This window comes from Psychrobacter phenylpyruvicus DSM 7000 = NBRC 102152 (genome assembly GCF_000685805.1).
Classification (GTDB): Bacteria; Pseudomonadota; Gammaproteobacteria; order Pseudomonadales; family Moraxellaceae; genus Psychrobacter; species Psychrobacter phenylpyruvicus.
In genome coordinates this window covers 1-21574 of the sequence record NZ_JMKP01000032.1, presented here as the reverse complement: position 1 = coordinate 21574, position 21574 = coordinate 1, and the positions used below count along the sequence as shown (strand labels likewise).

General features: G+C 41.6%; 19 protein-coding genes and 1 tRNA gene. 9 read left to right on the top strand and 11 right to left on the bottom strand.

Features of this window, described 5'->3' with window-relative positions; translation table 11 throughout:
- Nucleotides 1-19: 19 nt before the first annotated feature.
- Genes G561_RS0111005 through G561_RS0110990 form a run of 4 tightly spaced genes read right to left on the bottom strand, consistent with a single transcriptional unit; the run spans nt 20 to nt 2065 of the window.
- Complete coding sequence (locus G561_RS0111005; protein WP_028859608.1) at nt 20-337, bottom strand: hypothetical protein; 318 nt, start codon at nt 335-337, stop codon at nt 20-22.
- A gap of 10 nt (nt 338-347) precedes the next feature.
- Complete coding sequence (locus G561_RS0111000; RefSeq protein ID WP_028859607.1) at nt 348-647, bottom strand: hypothetical protein; 300 nt, start codon at nt 645-647, stop codon at nt 348-350.
- A complete protein-coding gene (locus G561_RS14515) occupies nt 634-1839 on the bottom strand; it encodes an Arm DNA-binding domain-containing protein (RefSeq protein ID WP_037032273.1) in 1206 nt (401 codons plus the stop codon). The genes G561_RS0111000 and G561_RS14515 overlap by 14 nt, the downstream gene beginning before the upstream one ends.
- A gap of 10 nt (nt 1840-1849) precedes the next feature.
- Nucleotides 1850-2065, bottom strand: a complete 216-nt coding sequence (locus G561_RS0110990; protein WP_028859606.1) for a hypothetical protein — start codon at nt 2063-2065, stop codon at nt 1850-1852.
- A 149-nt stretch (nt 2066-2214) separates the two neighbouring features.
- Between G561_RS0110990 and G561_RS0110985 the strand changes: the two genes are divergently transcribed.
- Nucleotides 2215-2439 carry a helix-turn-helix domain-containing protein gene (locus tag G561_RS0110985; RefSeq protein WP_028859605.1) on the top strand — a complete coding sequence of 75 codons (225 nt, stop codon included), beginning with the start codon at nt 2215-2217 and terminating at the stop codon, nt 2437-2439.
- Nucleotides 2440-2671: 232 nt separating this feature from the next.
- Here the strand turns inward: G561_RS0110985 and G561_RS0110980 are convergent.
- Nucleotides 2672-2748 (bottom strand) — tRNA-Val (locus tag G561_RS0110980).
- 375 nt (nt 2749-3123) lie between these two features.
- On the opposite strand from G561_RS0110980, the gene metE reads away from it, so the two are divergent.
- A complete protein-coding gene (metE, locus tag G561_RS0110975; RefSeq protein WP_051584518.1) occupies nt 3124-5466 on the top strand; it encodes a 5-methyltetrahydropteroyltriglutamate--homocysteine S-methyltransferase in 2343 nt (780 codons plus the stop codon).
- A gap of 307 nt (nt 5467-5773) precedes the next feature.
- On the top strand, nt 5774-7648 hold the full coding sequence (locus tag G561_RS0110970; RefSeq protein ID WP_028859603.1) for a calcium-binding protein: 1875 nt from the start codon (nt 5774-5776) through the stop codon (nt 7646-7648).
- A gap of 143 nt (nt 7649-7791) precedes the next feature.
- Here the strand turns inward: G561_RS0110970 and G561_RS0110965 are convergent, their stop codons facing one another.
- The 4 genes from G561_RS0110965 to G561_RS0110950 form a co-directional block, all read right to left on the bottom strand.
- A complete protein-coding gene (locus tag G561_RS0110965; protein WP_028859602.1) occupies nt 7792-8367 on the bottom strand; it encodes a DUF3124 domain-containing protein in 576 nt (191 codons plus the stop codon).
- 77 nt (nt 8368-8444) lie between these two features.
- Nucleotides 8445-9770 carry a TrkH family potassium uptake protein gene (locus G561_RS0110960; RefSeq protein WP_028859601.1) on the bottom strand — a complete coding sequence of 442 codons (1326 nt, stop codon included), beginning with the start codon at nt 9768-9770 and terminating at the stop codon, nt 8445-8447.
- A gap of 92 nt (nt 9771-9862) precedes the next feature.
- On the bottom strand, nt 9863-10516 hold the full coding sequence (locus G561_RS0110955) for a potassium channel family protein (RefSeq protein ID WP_028859600.1): 654 nt from the start codon (nt 10514-10516) through the stop codon (nt 9863-9865).
- Between the two features lie 283 nt (nt 10517-10799).
- A complete protein-coding gene (locus tag G561_RS0110950) occupies nt 10800-12530 on the bottom strand; it encodes a proline--tRNA ligase (RefSeq protein ID WP_028859599.1) in 1731 nt (576 codons plus the stop codon).
- Between the two features lie 458 nt (nt 12531-12988).
- Between G561_RS0110950 and G561_RS0110945 the strand changes: the two genes are divergently transcribed.
- Nucleotides 12989-13741 carry a DUF4230 domain-containing protein gene (locus G561_RS0110945; protein WP_028859598.1) on the top strand — a complete coding sequence of 251 codons (753 nt, stop codon included), beginning with the start codon at nt 12989-12991 and terminating at the stop codon, nt 13739-13741.
- A 41-nt stretch (nt 13742-13782) separates the two neighbouring features.
- Here G561_RS0110945 and G561_RS0110940 read toward each other — a convergent pair whose 3' ends face one another.
- Nucleotides 13783-15369 (bottom strand): cryptochrome/photolyase family protein, encoded by a 1587-nt coding sequence (locus G561_RS0110940; RefSeq protein WP_028859597.1) that lies wholly within the window; start codon nt 15367-15369, stop codon nt 13783-13785.
- Between the two features lie 161 nt (nt 15370-15530).
- On the opposite strand from G561_RS0110940, the gene G561_RS0110935 reads away from it, so the two are divergent.
- The 5 genes from G561_RS0110935 (at nt 15531) to folC (ending at nt 20966) form a co-directional block, all read left to right on the top strand.
- On the top strand, nt 15531-16181 hold the full coding sequence (locus G561_RS0110935) for a phosphoribosylanthranilate isomerase (RefSeq protein WP_028859596.1): 651 nt from the start codon (nt 15531-15533) through the stop codon (nt 16179-16181).
- A gap of 135 nt (nt 16182-16316) precedes the next feature.
- Nucleotides 16317-17564: a tryptophan synthase subunit beta gene (gene trpB, locus G561_RS0110930; protein WP_037032270.1), complete on the top strand. Its 1248-nt coding sequence runs from the start codon at nt 16317-16319 to the stop codon at nt 17562-17564.
- A 108-nt stretch (nt 17565-17672) separates the two neighbouring features.
- A complete protein-coding gene (trpA, locus tag G561_RS0110925; protein WP_028859594.1) occupies nt 17673-18497 on the top strand; it encodes a tryptophan synthase subunit alpha in 825 nt (274 codons plus the stop codon).
- A gap of 110 nt (nt 18498-18607) precedes the next feature.
- Nucleotides 18608-19510 carry an acetyl-CoA carboxylase, carboxyltransferase subunit beta gene (gene accD, locus G561_RS0110920; protein ID WP_051584520.1) on the top strand — a complete coding sequence of 301 codons (903 nt, stop codon included), beginning with the start codon at nt 18608-18610 and terminating at the stop codon, nt 19508-19510.
- A 127-nt stretch (nt 19511-19637) separates the two neighbouring features.
- Nucleotides 19638-20966 carry a bifunctional tetrahydrofolate synthase/dihydrofolate synthase gene (gene folC, locus G561_RS0110915; RefSeq protein ID WP_373277684.1) on the top strand — a complete coding sequence of 443 codons (1329 nt, stop codon included), beginning with the start codon at nt 19638-19640 and terminating at the stop codon, nt 20964-20966.
- 350 nt (nt 20967-21316) lie between these two features.
- Here the strand turns inward: folC and G561_RS14510 are convergent.
- On the bottom strand, nt 21317-21574 hold a 258-nt coding region (locus G561_RS14510; RefSeq protein ID WP_155954124.1), incomplete at its 5' end, for a transposase.

The following is a 21574-nucleotide window of genomic DNA, read 5'->3' as shown; positions in this document are numbered from 1 at the left end:
ACAATTAACAGTTAACACTCTACCGGCTATAATACGCCTGCTGCATGTCGTATTCGCAAACGCCACAAATCCAATTCGATTTAGAACGGAAGTAGGGTATATCTGCAGGATGCTGTACAGGACAGATATAGCCACAATAGTCACATCGCACATCATCTAAATAGGCAAAACATTGGCCTACCTCTTTGAACAATTTTTGAGTGCTAATGCCATATTTACGACAGAGCGCCTCGACGTGTGCAATATAATCAGACTTGTTGTCAAAAGCCCAATAGTCTTCACAGATTTGAAGGTCATAGGCATTTTGCGTTAGATTCAGTTGCAACTTTAAGCTCATATTATTCTCCTTATAGATAACCGTAACCAAAGCCTGAACCGCTAAGCAAATCATACAATTCACTCTCTAACTTGGCGCGCATTTCTTCAAATACATAAAGCTTATGGGCATCTAGCCTCATCTGAACCCATACTCTCAAAGCCATATGGTTATCAAAGCAAACATCAACCTCTAAAAACCTAGCCAAACCATGACCTACTTGGAGACAGTACTCACGAATAAGCTCATTAGCTAGCTTGTTGGCATCTGAACTAATATGCCCTTGGGGCTTATACTCATCAAGTAGTTGTTGATAGTTAATGATTTTCATTTTGAGTCTCCTTATCGCCCTTAGCTAATTGCATTTGACTGCGATTTACTAGTGCTTCAAAAGCACTGCCATCTTGACGGGTCATATTAGGCACGTAGCGACTGTAAGTATTGAACAGCATCTTGGTGGTTGAGTGACCCATCTGATATGCAATCCATTCAGGGCTTTCACCAGCAGCTAGCCATAGAGTGGCGGCAGTATGCCGAGTCTGATAGGCATTGCGCTTTTTAAGGCCTAACGCTTTGAGCGTAGGATGCCAAACACGCTTGTTGACGTTGTTATAGTCAAATGGCTCTCCAGTATGAGAGCAGAAAACATAGTCGGACTTACCATAAGTGACCTTGTGCTGCTCCTTTAACGCATCATAGACTAGCTGTGACATTTGTATGGCTCGATAAGACTCTTGTGTCTTAGGCGGAACAATCTTGCCTTTAACTAACGCTTGATTGATAACAATTTCTCGGCGGTTAAAGTCAACATTTTCCCAAGTTAAGCCATCAATCTCGCTGGTTCTCATACCCGTTAAAAAACGTACAAGATAGTAGTTTCGATAATCCTCCCTAACTCCATTGATAAACTTCCAAACCTCATCTAACGTGAAAGGTTGAATACTAACCTTAGGCTCTTTAAGAGCTTTAATATCCTCATAAGGATTTTCAAATTTGTAGCGTTTGGCCCCTTCTTTTAGTATCATACCTAAAGGTACCATAATCGAGTTTATGCGTGCCGCTGACAGATGCTTGTTAGTTTTTCCGCGCGTAACTTTGGCGAGTGATGAGCGGAAGGCTAATACATCTGTCTTTTTTATGACTTCAATAGGCCTGTTTTTAAACTCAGGCAGTAAGTACATATCCAGTATTTCTCTGACTTTGCGCCTTTGGGTAGCACGCCATTCAATCTCTTTTTCTGAAAACCAGAGCTCTGCAAACTGGGTAAATGATGGAACATTAGTGGTGATGCATTCCTTACGATCATTCAACGCCATCATTTGTTGTGCTTTATCGCTCTTAGGGAAGTACTGAGAATAATTGAAAGTACCTAAAACAATTTCGGCTTCCATTCTTTCAATTATCTTTTGCAACTTCTTACGGTTTTCAGGGGTGTCAGTCAGGTTGGTTGTTTCTCGACATCGGACTCCCAAATAGCGGAAGTCTACAACCAATTTTTTGTTTCGACTTCGAATGCTAGCCATAATAGCCTCCTTATTGTAATGCCATGGCGTTGATGCTGCCGGACATGCCGACGCGCATGTCTTTTTCGATTTCTTCCCAAACATAAAGAATTTTTCTACCACCAAAAGGTCTGATGTAGTGAATGCCTTCGATTAGGACACTGTCTTTGAGCTCGTTGCGAATAGTACGAGGGGTGTACTTGATGCGTTCAGAAAGCTCTTGGGTTGTTAGGTAAGTATGTGACATAATAGACTCCTTGTAAGTTAATTAAATTACTTTACCAGTTTATCGACTATAAAAGTACTTCGATAAGATAACAAAGTACTTCGATGGACTAAATATACTGCTATTTGTTATTCGATGCAAGTACTTTTTTAAAAATAAAGGCTTTTATTATGATTGTGTCTAATTTGCCAGTTTTATTAGCAGAGCGGAGAATGAAAGTTGCTGATCTAATCAGAATGACAGGCATCAGCAAATCTACAATGCATAAAATTTATAACGAGCAAACATCAAGGATTGATTTTGAAACGATGGATAAAATTTGTGAGGCGTTAGATGTAGGGGTGGGTGATCTCTTCACGTATGTCCCTAATGAGACGACTGAGCAAGATAAATAGACAAAGGAAAAGAGAGTTGGAGTAGAGGTCAAATATGAGGACTAATCAAATAGTAATATTTAAGGTTGGTCACATTTTGGTCACCATTTGGTCACCGCTGTTTTTTTGAGTAGAAAAATAATTGATTAGATGAGGGTAGTTTTGAAGGTTCTTATATAAGAGTTTTGTACTGCAGCCCTTATAAAACAAGCACAAAAAAAGCCCCAATCATAAAGATTGGGGCTTTCGAATTTGGTAGGCGTAACTAGATTCGAACTAGCGACCTCTACCATGTCAAGGTAGCGCTCTAACCAACTGAGCTATACGCCTATTGAGGTGATGTATTTTAGCAAGTTTATTTTGTTTTGCAAGCTTTTATTTGCACAAAATATTCACCCATTGAGTTAAGGGTCCAAAATTAATTGTGCCAATTTAAATAATTAATTAGAAACCATAAATTAGATGGTCTGTAATAAAAAGCCATGCTATACATGGAATAAAGAGCCTAGCTATATATCCATTAATAGAGGAAAGGCAATGAATAAAATATGAAGCTAAGTAGTATATTGATTATAGAATATTGAATAAAACTCATATTAAACTGAAAAACTTGATTTTTATTCACTAAAAAAGTGGCTTATGATGATTACATCAAAAATATTCAGCTTCCCATAAAATGAATGAATATAGCTAATGGAGTTCATCATGAGTCAGTCTAATATAACTAGCAGTTTATCTAGTCATGTACCCAGTCATATTCTGGGCTATCCTCGCATTGGTGATAAACGCCAAACTAAATTTGCCTTAGAGCGATATTGGAAAGGTAAGCAAGATAAAGAGACGACCCGCCAAGCCATAGATCAAGTATTTAATGCCAATATTCAACATCAAATTAATGCGGATTTGGATATTATTACCACTGGGGACTTTGCTCATTATGACCTAGTGTTAACCCAAGCCACCGCCTTTGGAGTATGCCCTGAGCGCTTTAAGGGTGCTAAACAGCTAGATACTTTTGACCGTCAATTTTATTTTGCCCGTGGACGTGATCATACTGGTAAATTGGAAGATGCTGCTGCCTGGCAAATGACCAAATGGTTTGACACCAACTACCATTATCTAGTACCTGAGTTGGCAGCGGATGAGGCATTTAGCGATTTAGATTTTAGTGAGATATTTAAACAAGTTGAAGATGCCAAAGCGGTATTAGCGGCCAATAATCTGCAGGACAAAACCCTTAAAGTGGTGTTAGTTGGACCAGTCAGCTTCCTATATCTAGCGACTTCTAAGCTTGAACATAAGCTACAGCACTTAGGGAAGCTACTACCTGTCTATGCCAAGCTGTTAAACGAGCTAGGTGAAAAAGGGGTAGATTGGGTACAGTTAGATGAACCTATCTTGGCCTTAGACTTAGACCCTACCTGGCAGCAAGCGTTTGAACGCGCCTACAACGGTTTGCAGCAAACGCCGCCACAGCTAATCGTAGCTTGTTATTTCGATAGTTTAGGCAATAACTGCAATATCGCTTGTAACTTGCCTATTAATGGCTTACATATCGACTTGACCCGTAGTGATAATCCAAAGCAATATGCGCTACAGGTGATAGATCAGCTGCCAATCCATAAAGTATTATCGCTAGGGGTGGTAGATGGCCGTAGTGTTTGGACCACCGATATTGCTAAGTACCAACAGCTATTAATCGAAGCCAATGAACGTCTAAACGGCACTAAGAGTATTGAGCATGAACGTCTATGGGTTGGGACAGGAGCTTCACTGCTACATTTACCAGTAGATATTAGCTTAGAACAGCTGCCCAGTGAGCTTGAAGGTAAATTAGCCTTTGCAAAACAAAAACTATTCGAGGTAGCGCTTTGTGCCGAAGTGGCTTCAGGAGAGGTTAGCTCAGAGCAAGTGGCTGCCCAGACTAAGGCTATTAATCTGACTCCACTCGCAGGAAAAGCTGAGGTTCGTCAAGGTCAGTTTGACGAGCGTTATGCCAAACAACAACAAGCGCTTAACTTGCCTCTATTACCCACGACCACTATTGGCTCATTTCCACAAACTTCAGAGATTCGTCGTGCACGTCACCAGTGGAATAAAGGGGAGATCTCAGACAGTGAGTATCAACAGTTAATTAAGCAAGAGATTGAGCGCTGTGTCCAAAACCAACAAAAGCTGGGTCTGGATGTGTTGGTGCATGGAGAAGCAGAACGTACTGATATGGTAGAGTATTTTGCTCAATATTTAGAAGGCTTTTGGTTGAGTAGTAATGGTTGGGTTCAAAGTTATGGCACTCGCTGCGTACGTCCGCCAATCGTAGTCGGTGATATTAGCCGCCCCAATGCGATGACAGTAGAGTGGACGACTTATGCCCAGAGTCTAACGGATAAGCCAATAAAAGGTATGTTAACTGGGCCGGTGACCATTCTAAACTGGTCATTTGCGCCTAGCGATACTGCGACACGCGATATTTTGCGACTACAAATTGCCGAAGCCATCAATCAGGAAGTTAATGACCTACAACAAGCGGGTATTAAAATTATTCAGATTGATGAGCCAGCGTTTCGCGAAGGTCTGCCGCTAAAAAAAGTCGAGCAAGATCATTACTGGAAACAAGCAGTGAGTGCCTTTAAACATGCGGCTAGTAGTGCCAATGAGCAGACACAGATTCATACTCACATGTGTTATTCAAGCTTCCATGACTGCTTACCTCATATCCAAAACATGGACGCAGACGTGATTACTATTGAGACTGCTCGCTCAGGTTTACAGTTGTTAGATGCGTTTAAAACAGACAAAGAACAGGACGGACATCAGGGCTATCGCAACGCCATTGGACCTGGTGTATATGATATTCACAGCCCGCGTGCCCCAGATAGCGAGGCGATGCAAGTAGTGATTGAAGCGGCGAGTAAATATATTCCAGTGGAGCGATTATGGATTAATCCAGACTGTGGGTTAAAGACGCGTAATTGGCAAGAGGTGACTGAGCAGCTTACCAATATGGTAGAGATGACCAAAGTTGTGCGTCAAAAACACCTAGTTTAACTGTCATATATGGCTTAACCTGGCTATAATGATAAAGAAATTAAAATAACATTCAGCCCTAATGTCTGACCCTAATGCCTTGATTGTATTAGGGTTTTTCTTTTTTTTATTTAATGCTTTTCTTATAACTGTCATATTTAACAGCTATAATTTCGGGTGTTAATAATAATGATTATCATATAGTTTCAATTTATTACATCAAAATCTTCCTATGATGTTAGCTACTTATTGTGTAATCAGTAAACGTTAAATTATTAACATTATACAAATTAAATCGTCAAAAATTAATTTCAAAAGGGCTAAACAAATGGGCATGTTTAATTATAAAAATTACTCAAGCAGTGAAGCTGCAAAGCTGGTAGAAGATATTAGTCTACTATCTGCATATACTAATACATTCAAAATTGCGGGATTTATACCTGGTGTGGATATAGTAAACGCAGTAGGTAGCCTAACTGGTGATTTTTTAGCCAGTGAACCTAACATGCGTATTCCTGATGGGTGGAGGGAATTAACAGCTACTGATTTAGGTCTGAGCCCAGATGCTGTTGATAACTCAGGATTTTTTACCATTCCTAGCTATTATTTAGGGACTATCTTCGAAGGACCTCAAGCTAAAATTTTTGGTCAATACAATGAACAAGGCGACTTAGTTCGTATTAATTTTGATGTTGCAGGTACCAATTCACCAGTAGATATTATTGATTATGCCAATCTTAATAGCCGTGAAGGGGTTGAGTTGTTTAATCCTATCCTTAAGGCAGTGCAAGAGTTTGCTGAAAAAAACGGTCTAACTGGTAGCGATGTTGTAATAAGTGGCTATAGCTTGGGCGCCGCAGTAACTAATGTATTGGCTGCCGAACGCGAGAATTTAGCAGATGGCTTCTTTGAAAATTCGGATTATCTAGCATTTGCGGTACCTACTATTTATGATGATTCTGATGTGGTGTTAAACGTAGGCTACGAAAATGATGTTGTACATCGTATCACCGGCAACGAGTCTAGTTTTCTTGGTGCATTACAGGCCACAGATTTCGGTTTGGTTAATCCAGATAAGGAATTTTCAAGCTCTGTTGATAACTTTGTTTTATTTAATGATGTGTATGCATCGCCGGTTATTTGGAATCTAAGCCCTTTTTCACTGTTAAACATAGCAACAGGATGGTTTGCCCATAATCAAGGGGTAGCTACCGATGCTATCTCCAGAGTAATTAACTCTTCTTTTTATGATGACACCCAAATGGACAGTACCGTAGTAGTAGCTGAGTTATCAGCTTTATCACGAGGAACTACGTGGGTTCAGGATTATAAGACAACTACTTCGAGTCATTATGGCTCTTCAGCATTTTTAATAGGCAGTAAGTTTGACGATTTAATTGCTGGGGGCAGTAATTATGATTATATTGATGCAGGCCTAGGAAATGACATTATCAGAGCAGGTGTTGGTGTTGATCATATTGATGGTAACTTCGGTATAGATGAAGTACGTGTAGAGGGTACACATAAAGATTGGGATATCTTCAAAATGCAAGATGACACCCTATTCTTTGTAGACAAAAACGGTATCAATCTGGTTGAAGCAGACAATGTTGAGTCAGTTAGTTTCCAAAAAGAAATCAACAGTCATATTAATAACTATGAAATTACCGATACCGGTCTTATTGACCATCGTGTAATAATGAAACACATAGATAATGGCGATACTAATTTCTTAGACCATGTTGAAGGCACTGCTGGTGATGATACTCTTAGTGGTCAAATAGTCTTTGCTCGTGCAGGAAATGACACAATTTATGGCACAGACCAAGCAGATATCCTACATGGTGGCCGTGGTGATGATGTAATTTACGGATCTGATGGTAATGATCGTCTTTATGGTGCCGAAGGCGATGACGTGTTAAATGGTGGGGCAGGTGATGATATTTTAATCGGTGGTGTAGGTAACGATATCTTTGTCATTGATGTTTTATCAGGTAATGACGTGATTGCGGACTTTAATAACGATGCAGGTTACAAAGATACGATACAGTTTTCATCAGAGCTATTTGCGGATATGGATAGTCTAATCAGCCAGACCAGTCAAAATGGATCTCATGTGTTTATTGCTTTATCGAATCAAAACTATTTAACGGTTGAGAACTGTTATGTTGATGACGTTATAAGCTGTTCTATCATTGCTTAATTAAGTGGCTTAATTAAGTTTTTAGACGGTTTACTAAAATAGTTTTTATTATTCAAATCATTAATAAAAAACTCAGCTTAAGTAGGCTGAGTTTTTTATTGAACATCTATAACTATCATTCACAACCCTTCATAACTAAAAAACTAACGGGATTCGTTACTAAAATAAGCTTCTTTTTTTGAATCCTCAATGACCAGACTATCACTAGTGAATGAAAAAGCTTTATTGTTGAAGGTACCGATCATAATAGATTCAATCAGCGGTGAAATATTCTTCGCTTCACTTTCAATAGCCACCACAAAGTTTGCGCCATCCCCGCCAGTATCATCATGTTTTTCAACGATATAGTTTAAAGTTCCCATAGGGGGTAATTCGATAGACTTGGTCAAATAGGAGCGCACAAAGTCGCCTTTAGTATTGTAATAATCAATTTTGGTGACATATAGACTGTTGTCTAAGCTAGTATTGCGAATGCTTAAAGTGGCAGACAACATCACTTTTGGACTGTCTTCATCCCCATAAATATTAGAATAAACGGGGACATAATATAGTTTCTGAAACGGCATATCATTGCTCGGGATAGCATCAACCTCAAGCTCTTTAATAGGGTCTTTGTGCTCATCACTATATAAGATATTGGGGTCATTCTCAGGCGGGTTACAACCGCTTAAGCCCATACTTGCAACAAGTACTGTAGCCATTAATATTGAGTTTTTCATAATTATCCTTACTCCCTTAAGGTGCAGAAGTATAAATATAGACAAGTATTTATACTTCCGTATAAATACTTAAATTACTATCCAACCAATACATTGGTTTCAGGATAGTGAATACGAGAGCTTTTGGGCATAGCGATTAGATAAGCTAAGGTCAAAGGTCCTACCCGTCCGGCAAACATCATAAACATAATAACAATCTCACCCGTTTGACTAAGCTTAGAGGTCAAGCCACGAGTTAAGCCCACAGTGCTTAAGGCAGAAACCACTTCAAACAGGACGTCATCTAAAGGGTGGTCAGCCTCTACAATAGACAGCACAAATACGCTCAAAAAAATGAGCATCATGGTAATACTAATTAAAGCCAAAGATTTTCTGACCAAACGATCTGGAATACGACGTTTAAAAATAACCACATGATCACGCTGACTTAAGAAAGCCCAAGTGGTCAGGATCAAAATAACAAAGGTACCCACTTTAATTCCACTAGCTGTAGATAAAGAGCCACCCCCAATAAACATTAAAAACATAGTTAGCAGAGTGCTGGCATCGGTTAGCTGCTCAATAGGGATGGTGTTAAATCCAGCCGTTCTCGGGGTAATTGCTTGAAACCAAGCTGCTGTCAGCTGGTTACTAAAACTCAAATTGCCTAGGGTATTGGGATTGTTGTGCTCGAGTAGCCAAAACAAAACGAAAGCGACTAAGTTTAATGAGGCAGTAGCAGCAATAACTACTTTGGTATTAACGCTCACTTTGCTCCAGCTACGTTTGTCGATCAAGTCTTTGATAACGATAAAACCCAGACCACCAACGATAATCAGACTGGTGATAATGATATTAATCGCTTTATTGTCTACGTAGGGCGCAAGGTTATCGCCGCTCAAGGCAAACCCAGCATTGTTAAATGCTGAAACTGTGTAAAAGAAAGCAGCATACAGCGCTTCAAATACTGGCATCTCTTGCAAAAAAGTAATACTCAAGGCAATAAAACCGACCAATTCAACGGACAAGGCGATCATGATTACTGACCTAGCGGTGGTAGTGATATTACCAAAGCTGGTCTCGGCAAAAGCTTCTCGGGCGATTTTTTGACCTACGATATTCAGTCGTCGTTGCAAGCTAATAAAAGCAAAAACTGCGAATGTCATAAAACCAAGCCCACCGAATTGAATCAGCATGGCAATGACGACTTGGCCAAGCTTTGTGAAATTAGCGGTATCGACAACCGCCAACCCAGTGACAGTAACTGCAGAGGTAGCGGTAAAGGCGGCTTGTAACCAGGAGATAGAGTCAAAAGTGGCTAAAGGCAGCTTAAGTAGACAGGTTCCCAAAGTGATAAGAAATAAGAAGCCTGTTGCTAAAATGGCTGGGGGTGAGGACACAAATTTGGCTGTCTTTGATGGCATAGTTCTTTTCAGACCTCAGTTATTTTATAGGGTCATATCTTGATTCAATATAAGTCAGAAGCTAAGTCAGCTTCTGACTTACTAGGGCGTCTTTAGCTTTGAGTAAATGACTTCGAAAGATACTTAAGGTCTTTAACCAGTCCGGTATATAACACTCGGTCGGGGTACTGAATTAAGGTATCATTATTGAAATCACGTAATATTTCATTATTACGAATAATCAGCAGTAAAGAGGTGTCTGGGTGGCGGCTTTTAATTTTGCCGACACTAATTGGGCGCGCATTTTGTGGCACATCAATGCGCACTACAAATTCTTCGTTACCCAGCGCCAAATACTGCTTCATCATAGGGTAGGCCATGGCCTGTGCAATACGAATGCCCATGTCCTGCTCAGGATGAATGATATTTTCAACCCCTAAGCTGTGCAAAATATCATGGTGAGCATCTGTTTTGGCTTTTACCCATAAGTTCTTAGCGGGCAGTTTAATTAAGTTTAAAGTACACAGTAAGCTGGCCTCTAAGTCTTCACCAATACTGACGATAACCCCATCAAACTGGCTTAAGTTTAGTTCTTTTAAAGTCTCAATATCGGTAGCATCAGCGATAACAGAGTGACTTAAGATATCACTGACTTTATTAACCTCTTGCACGTCCATATCGATGCCAAGTACTTCGTTGCCTTGGCTTTGTAATTCAAAAGCACAAGCTCTACCAAATACACCGAGTCCAATCACTGCAAATTGCATATATAACCTCTACGTAAATAATCCTATGGAGCGAGAGAGTAATCATTGCTATCCCTACCTAAAGATTAAGATAATCAACAAGGGTTAAGGTAATTTTAAATTTTAATTAAAACTATTAACCTATAAGCTAATTATACTCCTTATAAACAGCAATAAGAAAAGCCCCATAACCAAAAAGTACTAAAAAATCACAAAAAAAAGAGACCCTCAACTATGAGAGTCTCCTTTTAAGTCATGGCTTTAGCAGCTTAATCATATCTAGCTTTAACAATAGCAGATTAAGTTACTGACTAACTTTTGCCAATACTTCTTCACGACTAAGTAGCAGTTTTTCGCCATCACGGCGATCGACATACTCATACTTATCTTCGGCTAAGTTACGGTCAGAGACCACAATACGGTGCGGGATACCGATAAGCTCAAGGTCAGCGAACTTCACGCCAGGACGTTCGTTACGGTCATCTAAGATAACGTTTAAGCCTTTGGCCTTAAGCTCCTGATATAAAGCTTCAGCGGTTTGCATCACTGTATCTTCTTTTGATTTCATGGGCACAATGGCAATGTCAAACGGTGCGATTGAATCTTTGATATCTGGTGTTTTGGCCCAAATGATACCGTTATCATCATGATTTTGCTCGATAGCAGCGGCGATGATGCGGCTCACGCCGATTCCGTAACAGCCCATCATTAGCGTTACCGGCTTGCCATCTTCACCCATAACGGTACAGTTTAGTGCTTTTGAGTATTTATCGCCCAACTGGAAGATGTGACCCACCTCGATACCACGTTTGATGCTTAGCTTGCCTTTACCGTCAGGAGAAGCGTCGCCTTCTACTACGTTACGAATATCAACCACTTCGGTGATTTGGGCATCACGCTCCCAGTTCATACCTGTAGTGTGCATGTCGTATTCATTAGCACCTGATACAAAGTCGCTCATGGCAGCCGCTGCGCGGTCAACATAGACAGGAATGTCTAAGTCCACACCGATGAAGCCTTTTTTCAGACCAGCCGCTTTCATCTCTTCTTCAGTTGCGAAGGTTAGCGGGGTTGCCACTTCAGGGATTTTTTCTGCTTTAATTTCATTTAAGGTATGGTCGCCACGTACCACTAATGCTACCAATTGCTCTTCACCCTCAGAGCCGTCTTCATTGATGCGATGACCTTTAACCACCAAGGTTTTTACAGTAGTTTCTAAAGGAATGTCTAGGAACTTAGCCAAATCTTCGTTGGTTTGGATTTTTGGGGTAGAAACATCTTGTCTATCTTGGGTTGGGGCAGCGCGCTCATCAGTACATATCGCTTCAGCCAGCTCAACGTTGGCTGCGTAGTCTGAGCCATCAGAGAAGGCGATGGCATCTTCACCACTGCCGGCCAGTACATGGAACTCATGAGAAGCTGAGCCACCGATTGAGCCGGTGTCGGCCAATACCGCACGGAAATTTAAGCCCAGACGTTGAAAAATACGGGTGTAGGCATCATACATTTGTTGATAAGTTACTTCTAATGAAGGCTGGTCTACGTGGAAAGAATAGGCATCTTTCATAGTAAATTCACGGGCACGCATGATACCAAAGCGAGGGCGAATCTCATCGCGGAACTTACCTTGAATTTGGAAGAAAGTGACAGGCAGCTGTTTGTAACTACGTAATTCACCACGCGCCAAATCAGTGATGACCTCTTCGTGGGTCGGGCCTAGTACGAAGTCGCGATTGTGACGGTCGGTGAAGCGTAAAAGTTCAGGACCATAATCTTCAAAGCGTCCTGACTCTTGCCATAACTCAGCAGGCTGAGTCATAGGCATGAGGACTTCTTGTGCGCCGATATTTTCCATCTCTTCACGCACAATTTTTTCAACTTTTTGCAAAACCTTAAGGCCCATAGGCAACCAAACATATAGCCCTGAAGCTAGCTTACGAATAAGACCGGCTCGTACCATAAGTTGGCTAGATACGATATCAGCATCGCTTGGGGTTTCTTTTAAGGTAGCAAATAAAAACTGGCTGGCTCTCATAACTGACTCGACTTTACTCAATGTAGTTAAAGGGTGATTAACAATAACATTAACTTTAAAAAAACTCACTGAAACAATAAAAGCACCGTCAATAAACCCCGTCTCAAATTCGCTGTTAATCAGTATTTAGACGGTTATTACGGTGTTACATGATATTAGTAAGGAAAAATAATAGTGATAACCTGACTATGTTAGGTAAAGTCGGGCTGTGACGCAATCCTTTTTTAACTTCTTAGGGAATTTAGGCACAATTTAAGGCCGATTTGCATTCAAAGGCAATCAGATTGCATTAAAAATTGCTTTATTACCGCTTTAACTCAACAGACAATGCCTAATTTATTGGCTATATTTAACCGAATTTCTACTCTATTTATAAATAAACTGTATCAGAGCTTATATTACCTCTTAAACTCAATATCAAAGCTTAAACTGAAAATAAAAATTACACGAGGCGAACCATGAACAATACAACACAACCTGGGTCAAATCCCAATCCTACCCCTAAACCTACTGCCAAAAGTAGTGGAGTGCTGCTAAAGCTGGTATTTTTACTGGTTTTGATTCTGCTTAGCGTCTTGCTATGGCAGCACTTTAACCAAGATAATTCACCGCAAATTCAGACCGTTAGCCGAGAAGGGGTGGTCAGTAAGATTCAAGAGCTTAACCGCCTAGAAACTGTGGCTTATAACGTTGATACTGTAATCACCAGTGAGCAGCAAGGCACCTGGCAACGCTTGTGGCAAGATGAACAAAAAGGCTTGTTTATCGCTCGTGGTCGAGTAGTCGCAGGGGTAGACTTAAGTGACTTAAGTCCAGAGATGGTGCAAGTGACAGAACCGACTGAGGAGCAAATCGCGGCGGCGAAAGCCAAAGCTGAAGCACAAGGCAATGCTGATCTGCCCATCACTTTGATGCCCAATATCATGATTACTCTGCCACCTGCAGAAATTTTTACCGTCTATCTGGACGATGTTGAAGTTTATGATTGGCAGTCGGGTGGCTTTTTTGGCATGCTCAAAGCTGAGCCAGAGATTTTGGCTCAAGCTCAAGCCAGTGCTAAGCAAGAAGTACTTAAGCGTGCTTGTGCTGATGGGGTGATGCAACAAGCTGAAGATAATGCAAAAAAAGCGATGCAACAGTTGTTCGTCATGACTGGAGCGGAAGTTAGTGTGAATACTCAAGGAGCAGGGGCGTGTCAGCCAGCTGACTAGAGTATTATAGGTCATTAGGTTTTGTCCTAATCAATCCTATCTTATCCTTTAAACTGCTCAATGGCATAAAGGCGGGCTTGCTTATGTTCTACCATAGGTTGAGGGTAGTCAATATGAGCAAAGCTGCCTTTTTTGCTTAAAGCCTGTCTGAGCTTCGTCTCATCATGCAAAACACTGGCCAGGATATCTTTTAATTCAGGTAGCCAAGTCTTAATAAAAATAGCGTCTTTATCATGGGTCTTGCCTTGGCTGAATGGATTCATGATACGAAAGTAGGGTGCAGCATCGGTGCCGGTGGAAGCACTCCACTGCCAGCCGCCGTTATTGGACGCAAAGTCCCCATCGATAAGCTTTTGCATGAAGTAGCGCTCGCCCATTCTCCAATCAATAAATAAATCTTTGGTCAAAAACATGGCAGTTACCATACGCAGGCGATTGTGCATAAATCCAGTTTGGTTCAGGCAACGCATGGCAGCATCTACTAAAGGCACGCCGGTTAGTCCTTTACACCATTTTTCAAAATCTGATAAGTCATAAGACCAGTTTACCTTTTGGTCGGCGACTTTATTAAAAGCAGCTCCCTTGACGATGTCGGGGCGATCTACCATAACGTGGCGATAAAAATCTCGCCAAGCCAGCTCACTAATCCAGCGTTGTATGTCTTGTTCAGCACCAGCATCTTCATTCGGCTCATTGAAGTTATGGGCTTTGGCTTCATAAGCAGACTGGGCCGCTTGTTTGGCTTGGAGATAACATAAACGTGGGCTAATTGCGCCTATGGTTAGATAGGCAGACAGTTGACTGGTAGCCTCTAATGCGGGTTGGTCACGACCGATATCATATTGTTGTACATCTTCTGCTAAGAACTGCTGCAAGCGTTTATAAGCCTGATCTTCGCCGGCAGGATAGGTTTGACGTACGGTTTGCAATAACGACTGAGCAGTTGACTCTTGATCAAATTGTTTTTCTAAAAATAGCCTAAGCGTTTGTTGCTGCAAATCCTCAATAGTGGCTAAGATTTGCGGCAAAATATCTGAATCTGGCTTATTGTTATCAAGCTTTGCAAGTGGATGCAAATTTACTAGGCCTGTGTCCAAAATGCTTTGCCACTTCTTATAAAAAGGGGTAAACACTTTATACATAGAGTCATCATTGGTAGTGACTGAGCCAGGCGGTAAGATACACTGGTCATGATAACGATGAAAGGTGATACTGCTCTTGCTAAGCTGCTGTTCAAGTGCCGTATCTCGAGCCATCTCATTAACTTCATACTCATAGTTGCTGGCAATATGGCTAATGTTATGCTGCTGACAGAAGTTGTCGATGGCGTCTATACAAGTGCTGTAATTAGGAGTCTGTAATAGGTGCAACTCAATGTTTAATTGATTTAATAAAGACTCTGCTAATGTCTTTAAACTGCGAAAAATAAAGTCCACTTGAGCCAAAGACATAGCATGCTCAAGCCACTGCTCAGGGGTCACCACAAATAAGGCTTTTATATGGGGCTGTTCTGACCCTCGTTTTGCCATCTCGGTTAATTCTGAGAGAGCAGTATTGTCCTCAAGGCGTAGGTCACGTCGAAACCAAATAAGGTAAGAGGCTTGGGGAGTGGGGGCAATGGCAGTCATCGGGTATCCTTTGTCAGCTTATATTTTTTATAACTATTAATATTGGCAGTTATAGGCTTTAAATGGGGTAAGTTAGTGTAAGCACTGCTAAATTTGCCAAAAAGTATGCTACGATAAGTTTGATTTGGCAGTTTGAGTTTGGTAAAAGGATTACAGGGTCAATGCAGGTTAAATTTTGTGGGTTCACCCAAGCCAGTGATGTACAGCAAGCGATTGAGCTAGGGGCTGATGCACTTGGCTTTGTGTTTTATCCTCCCAGCCCTCGCGCTGTTACTGCTGAGCAGGCCCAGAGTTTGCTGCAGCAAGTGCCGGCCTTTGTTAGTGTCGTGGCACTGGTAGTGAACATGCAGCCCTCAGAGCTTGTGACCTTGGCCAATAGCGTGGACTTTGATGTGATTCAATTCCATGGTGATGAGTCTGCTGAGCTGTGTCAACAACTGGCGAAAAGTGTTAATAAACGCTGGATAAAAGCACTTCGTATCAATCAAGACACCCATGATTTACAAAGTATTCAGTCTCAAATTAAAGACTACGCTCAGGCCGGAGCAAGCAGTATATTATTGGATGCCTATCACAAAGAGGCTTATGGGGGTACCGGTGAGCGCTTTGACTGGTCGTTAATACCCAAAGGCAGTGTGTTGCCTATTATTCTGGCGGGTGGATTAACGCCTGACAATGTTGGCGATACCTTAAAGCTGCCTATTCAAGCAGTCGATGTCAGCGGCGGTATTGAGTCTGCCAAAGGAATAAAAGATGCCGGCAAAATGGCAGCCTTTATCCGCTCTGTAAAAAGTACCCGATGGCCCAGTTAACATTAGTATTTCCATTATCTAATATCTAGCTACTACAAACTAATATCTAACTACTGCCAAGCAGTCAGTTAACAATAAATCATTAACAAGACAGCTCATTGTTATAATTGTTATATAAGTAGGGTAAAACCAAATATGAAAACCTTTGATAATGTACCACACAATGATGAAGTAGAAAGCATTACCGATTTTAATCAGTATCCCGACCCAAGTGGTCACTTTGGCATTCATGGCGGCCGCTTCGTTTCTGAAACGTTGATGGCTGCTCTAGAGGAGCTGGAGACTTTATATTATAAAGTCAAGCAAGACCCTAAGTTTTGGGAAGAATACCACAATGATCTTGTAAATTATGTGGGTCGTCCAACGCCACTTTATCATGCCAAGCGTCTTAGTGATGAGATCGGCGGTGCACAAATTTATTTTAAGCGTGAAGACTTAAACCACACCGGAGCTCATAAGGTAAACAACACCATCGGTCAGGCACTACTGGCGAAGATGAGTGGTAAAAAACGTATCATTGCTGAAACGGGTGCTGGTCAACATGGCGTAGCGACGGCAACCATTGCCGCGCGTTTAGGCCTTGAGTGTATAATTTACATGGGTGCAGACGATGTAGAACGTCAGAAGATGAACGTCTATCGTATGCGTTTGCTTGGCGCCAAAGTGGTGGCGGTTGAGTCAGGATCACGCACTCTAAAAGACGCCATGAACGAAGCGATGCGTGATTGGGTTACTAACGTCGACACCACCTATTATATTATTGGTACCGTTGCTGGGCCTCATCCTTATCCGCTACTGGTTCGTGATTTTCAGGCCATTATTGGTAAAGAAGCGCGCATTCAGCATTTAGAAAAAACTGGCAAGCTGCCAGATGCACTAGTGGCCTGCGTCGGGGGCGGCTCAAATGCCATCGGATTGTTTTATGAGTTCTTAAATGACAAAGACGTAAAAATCTATGGTGTGGAAGCTACCGGCGATGGTTTAGAAACAGGACGTCATTCAGCTCCTTTGGCCAAAGGTCGCGTCGGGGTATTACACGGCAACCGTACTTATTTAATGGCTGATGATGAAGGTCAAATCTTAGAAACCCATTCGATTTCAGCAGGTCTAGATTATCCAGGTGTCGGTCCTGAGCACAGTTTCTTAAAAGATATTAAACGTGTTGAGTATGTGGGTTGTACCGATAAGCAAGCTTTGCACGCCTTCCATGAAGTGACTCGTAAAGAGGGTATCATCCCGGCGTTAGAGTCGGCCCATGCTGTATATTATGGTTTACAACTGGCTAAAACCATGACTCCAGACCAGAGTATTATTGTCAATATGTCAGGACGTGGGGATAAAGACCTGCATTCTGTCATGAAAGCTGAGGGTATTGAGCTTTAAGCTTTATTTATCTTAAACGGCAGTTTTTAAGGGCTTAAAGGCTTTAAAAAATGTCAACCACCTTCAGTTTTACTGAGTATCGACCCGTTTATTTATTAAGGGAATATCATGACCCGAATTGAAACCGCATTTGAAACTTTAAAAAAACAAAATAAAAAAGCACTTATTCCATATGTAATGGCAGGCGATCCCTCTCCAGACAGCTTTGTGGACCTGATGCACGACTTGGTACGTCACGGAGCGGATATGATTGAAGTAGGGCTGCCATTTTCAGATCCGATGGCCGATGGACCTACAGTTGCATTGGCAGGCGAACGGGCATTAGCCGGGGGCACCAGTACCCATCAAGCTTTACAAATGGTGAAAAAGTTCCGTGAAACTGACAGCACCACGCCAGTGATTTTGATGGGGTATTTAAATCCGATTGAGATTATTAGCTATGATGAATTTATTAGATTGTGTGACGACTGTGGCGTAGATGGGGTGTTGGTGGTGGACTTACCGCCTGCTGAATCGGGAGACTTTGTACAACGTTTAGCACAGCATAATATGAATAAGATTTTCTTATTATCCCCCACGACCTTACCTGAACGTCGTAAGCAAGTCATGACCCATTGTGGCGGCTATATTTATTATGTTTCGCTAAAAGGGGTTACCGGCTCTGCAAGTCTAGATACAGCAGCGGTTGGAGAACAGGTTCAGGCGATCAAAAAAGAAACAGACTTACCTATTTGTGTTGGCTTTGGTATTCGCGATGGTCAGTCAGCGGCTGCCATTGGGCAGTATGCTGATGGGGTAATCGTGGGTAGTGAGTTGGTGAAAAACTTTACGGGTTTAGACAGTAACTCCAGTGCCGATGAGATTGCAGCCGCTCAGGCCAAAATTATGAAAAAAATGGATGAGCTACGCCAAGCTTTAGATCAATTGGCTTAGCTCAAAAGCTTGCTGTAAATACTTTTTATTAATAATAATTTGATGTACTTATGACAAATAATAGTAACCCGACCAAGACTCAATCCAACAAAAAAGGGGTTGAAGCTACTATGGATTCTGGATCACAGTCTGATAAGAATACCGCTACCACAGAGCCTAAATGTGAGACTTGGCTGTCTCGTCCTGTGCCCAGAGTGAAGCGTCACACTCTACCGCAATTAACAGCGGTCGAGACAGAGCCTTCTACTCAGTGTCCGCAGTGTCATTCTATGACCACCAATACTGCTTTGATTTTTAACAGTTATGTCTGTCCGCATTGCGATCATCATCTGGCAATGACCGCTCGTGAACGCTTGGCTGACTTCCTGGATCAGATCGAGCAGGAGCTGGGTCAGCAGTTTCATACCGGTGACCCTTTAAGCTTTGTGGACAGTAAGCCTTATCCACAGCGCATGCAGCAAATGCAACAAAAAACCGGTGAAAGTGAAGCATTGGTTGTGTTTAAAGGTAAGCTGCGCGAGATGGATGTGGTGGCTTGTGCCTTTGACTTCCGCTTTATGGGCGGGTCAATGGGATCCGTGGTCGGCGATCGTTTTGTTGAAGCGGCAGAAGTGGCCCTTGAACGAAAAATACCGTTAATCTGTTTTGCAGCCTCTGGTGGCGCCCGTATGCAAGAAGGGGTGCTATCGCTTATGCAGATGGCTCGAACTGCAGCCGCTATTGAACGCTTGCGTCTGGCAGGAGTGCCCTATATTGTGGTGCTGACCAATCCTGTTTATGGTGGAGTAACTGCTTCTTTAGCGATGCTAGGCGATATCCACCTTGCCGAGCCGAAAGCCATGATTGGCTTTGCCGGTAAACGGGTTATTGAGCAGACGGTTAGACAGACTTTAGAAGAGCCCTTTCAGCGGGCAGAGTACTTATTAGAGCATGGAATGATTGACCAAGTGGTTCACCGTCATCAGCTAAATGATACGGTGCATCGACTACTGGCTAAGCTAATGCAAAGCTAAGCTGAATGTATTTGGTTTTTTTATAAGCAGGTTAATTGGACAAGCAGCTTAACTGGATAAATAGGTTAACTGTTTTTTTTATTTTATTTGCTGCTAGTTTTTTATTTTTTTGCTGAGAGGCATCGTGATTAATACTTCTTCAACCCCCACAACAGTTGTCAATCCCCCCAATCAATCCAGTCCTTTATCGGACTGGATTTATTACATGCAGCAGATACATGTCTCAGCAATAGACATGGGTTTGTCTCGGGTGCTGCCTGTAGCCAATCATTTAGGCTTGATACAGTCTGCCAAAGATGATGCTTATGTGTTCACTGTCGCAGGTACCAATGGCAAAGGCTCTACTACCGCAGTTATTAGTGAAATTTGCCAACAAGCCGGCTACAAGACCGCTCTTTATCAGTCGCCCCACCTGATAGACTTTAATGAAAGAGTGCGTATTAATGGACAACCTGTGGGAGATCAAGTATTAATTGAGGCTTTTTATGAGGTCGAACAAGCCCGTTTAACCTGTGACTTAACGTTATCATTCTTTGAGATGACCACTTTGGCAGCGATGCTGATCTTTGCACAAGCAGACTGTGATGTTTGGGTTCTGGAAGTGGGACTAGGGGGCCGACTGGATGTGGTCAATATTATCAATCCTGATTTGGCCGTTATCACCAACATTGGCATTGATCATGTTGATTGGCTTGGGGATACTCGGGAGAAAATTGGCTTTGAGAAGGCTGGTATTTTACGAGAGGGTATACCATTAATCTATGGTGAGAAAGATATGCCGCAGTCTGTGAGGGATAAGATCCAGCAACTAGGCTGCCCTTATTATCAAGTAGGTAAAGACTATGACTTTACTGAACAAGCAGAGTTCTGGCAGTTTAGTAGTGCCAGTATAAGCATGCAGTTGCCTAAGCCAAAACTGTCTTTGATTAACAGTAACAATGCCGTAGCTGCCGTGCTGGCTAGTGAGCTGACCATTACTCCTGAGCATATCAAATCTGGACTGCAAGCTGTTAAGTTAGCAGGACGCTTTGATGCTAGAGAGATTGCACAGCGTCATTGGTTATTTGATGTGGCACATAATGAGCGTGGAATGACCTTCTTATTGAGCCAGTTTCAGCCTCTGTGGCAACAGCACAAAGAAGACCATCCAGCAGCCAAATTACATATTGTATTCTCTATGCTGGCGGATAAAGACATCGACCACGTGGTTCAGTTACTGGTAGATTCAAAGCTGCCTATTAACACTTGGCATGTGGCAATGATTGATCACCCTAGAGCAGCAGAAACTGAGCAATTAATTGCAGTACTAAAAAAATACAATCAACAAAATATTGTTAGCTATAAAAGCTTAGGCGTCGTTGGTGAGAAAGTAATAGCTGCAACTGATACTGAAGATCTGATTTTGGTTTGTGGCTCATTTCACACCATAGGTGAAGTGCTACAGCCGCTTATTTAGCTACAGCCCCTTGTTTAAAAGTTAATGATTAGCAACTGCTGAGTAATTAAGGCCTAAGTGGTGATAAAGAGTTGGTTTTTTTATTGAAATTTGTTAGCTATTAGACTTACAGCATGAAGGTAAGAGGTATAAAGGCAAGAGCTTATAAGTCTCTTGCTTTTTTTATTTCTTTTTTCACTATAATTGCAAGTTTTTTATAAGGCTGAAATAACAGCAATAATTTTTGTATATGTTAAAAATATTACATTTCATATTAGATTTAATTGTTACTCAATGTTGAATATTAATCGATATATGTGGTAAGAATGTAGTAGTATTGCAATATAATCCTTTATAATAATACCCCACTCTCAACACTTTATTAGCAATTCAAACTGAAGAGGCGGGTTACCAAGTTTTTTTTTTAAAAGAAAACAGAAATTATGCGCCAGAATCTTACGCGTTAAACGATGAGACAAATGCCATAAATCTCTAGCACGTACTTTCTGTATATTAAAGCAGTCAGACAATTGACCAATAACAGTCTCAATATTACGTCGATAACGCATCAATCGATTAACATCAGACTTAGGTCTATTATCTGTCATATTGCGTCTTAGCGGTGTTTG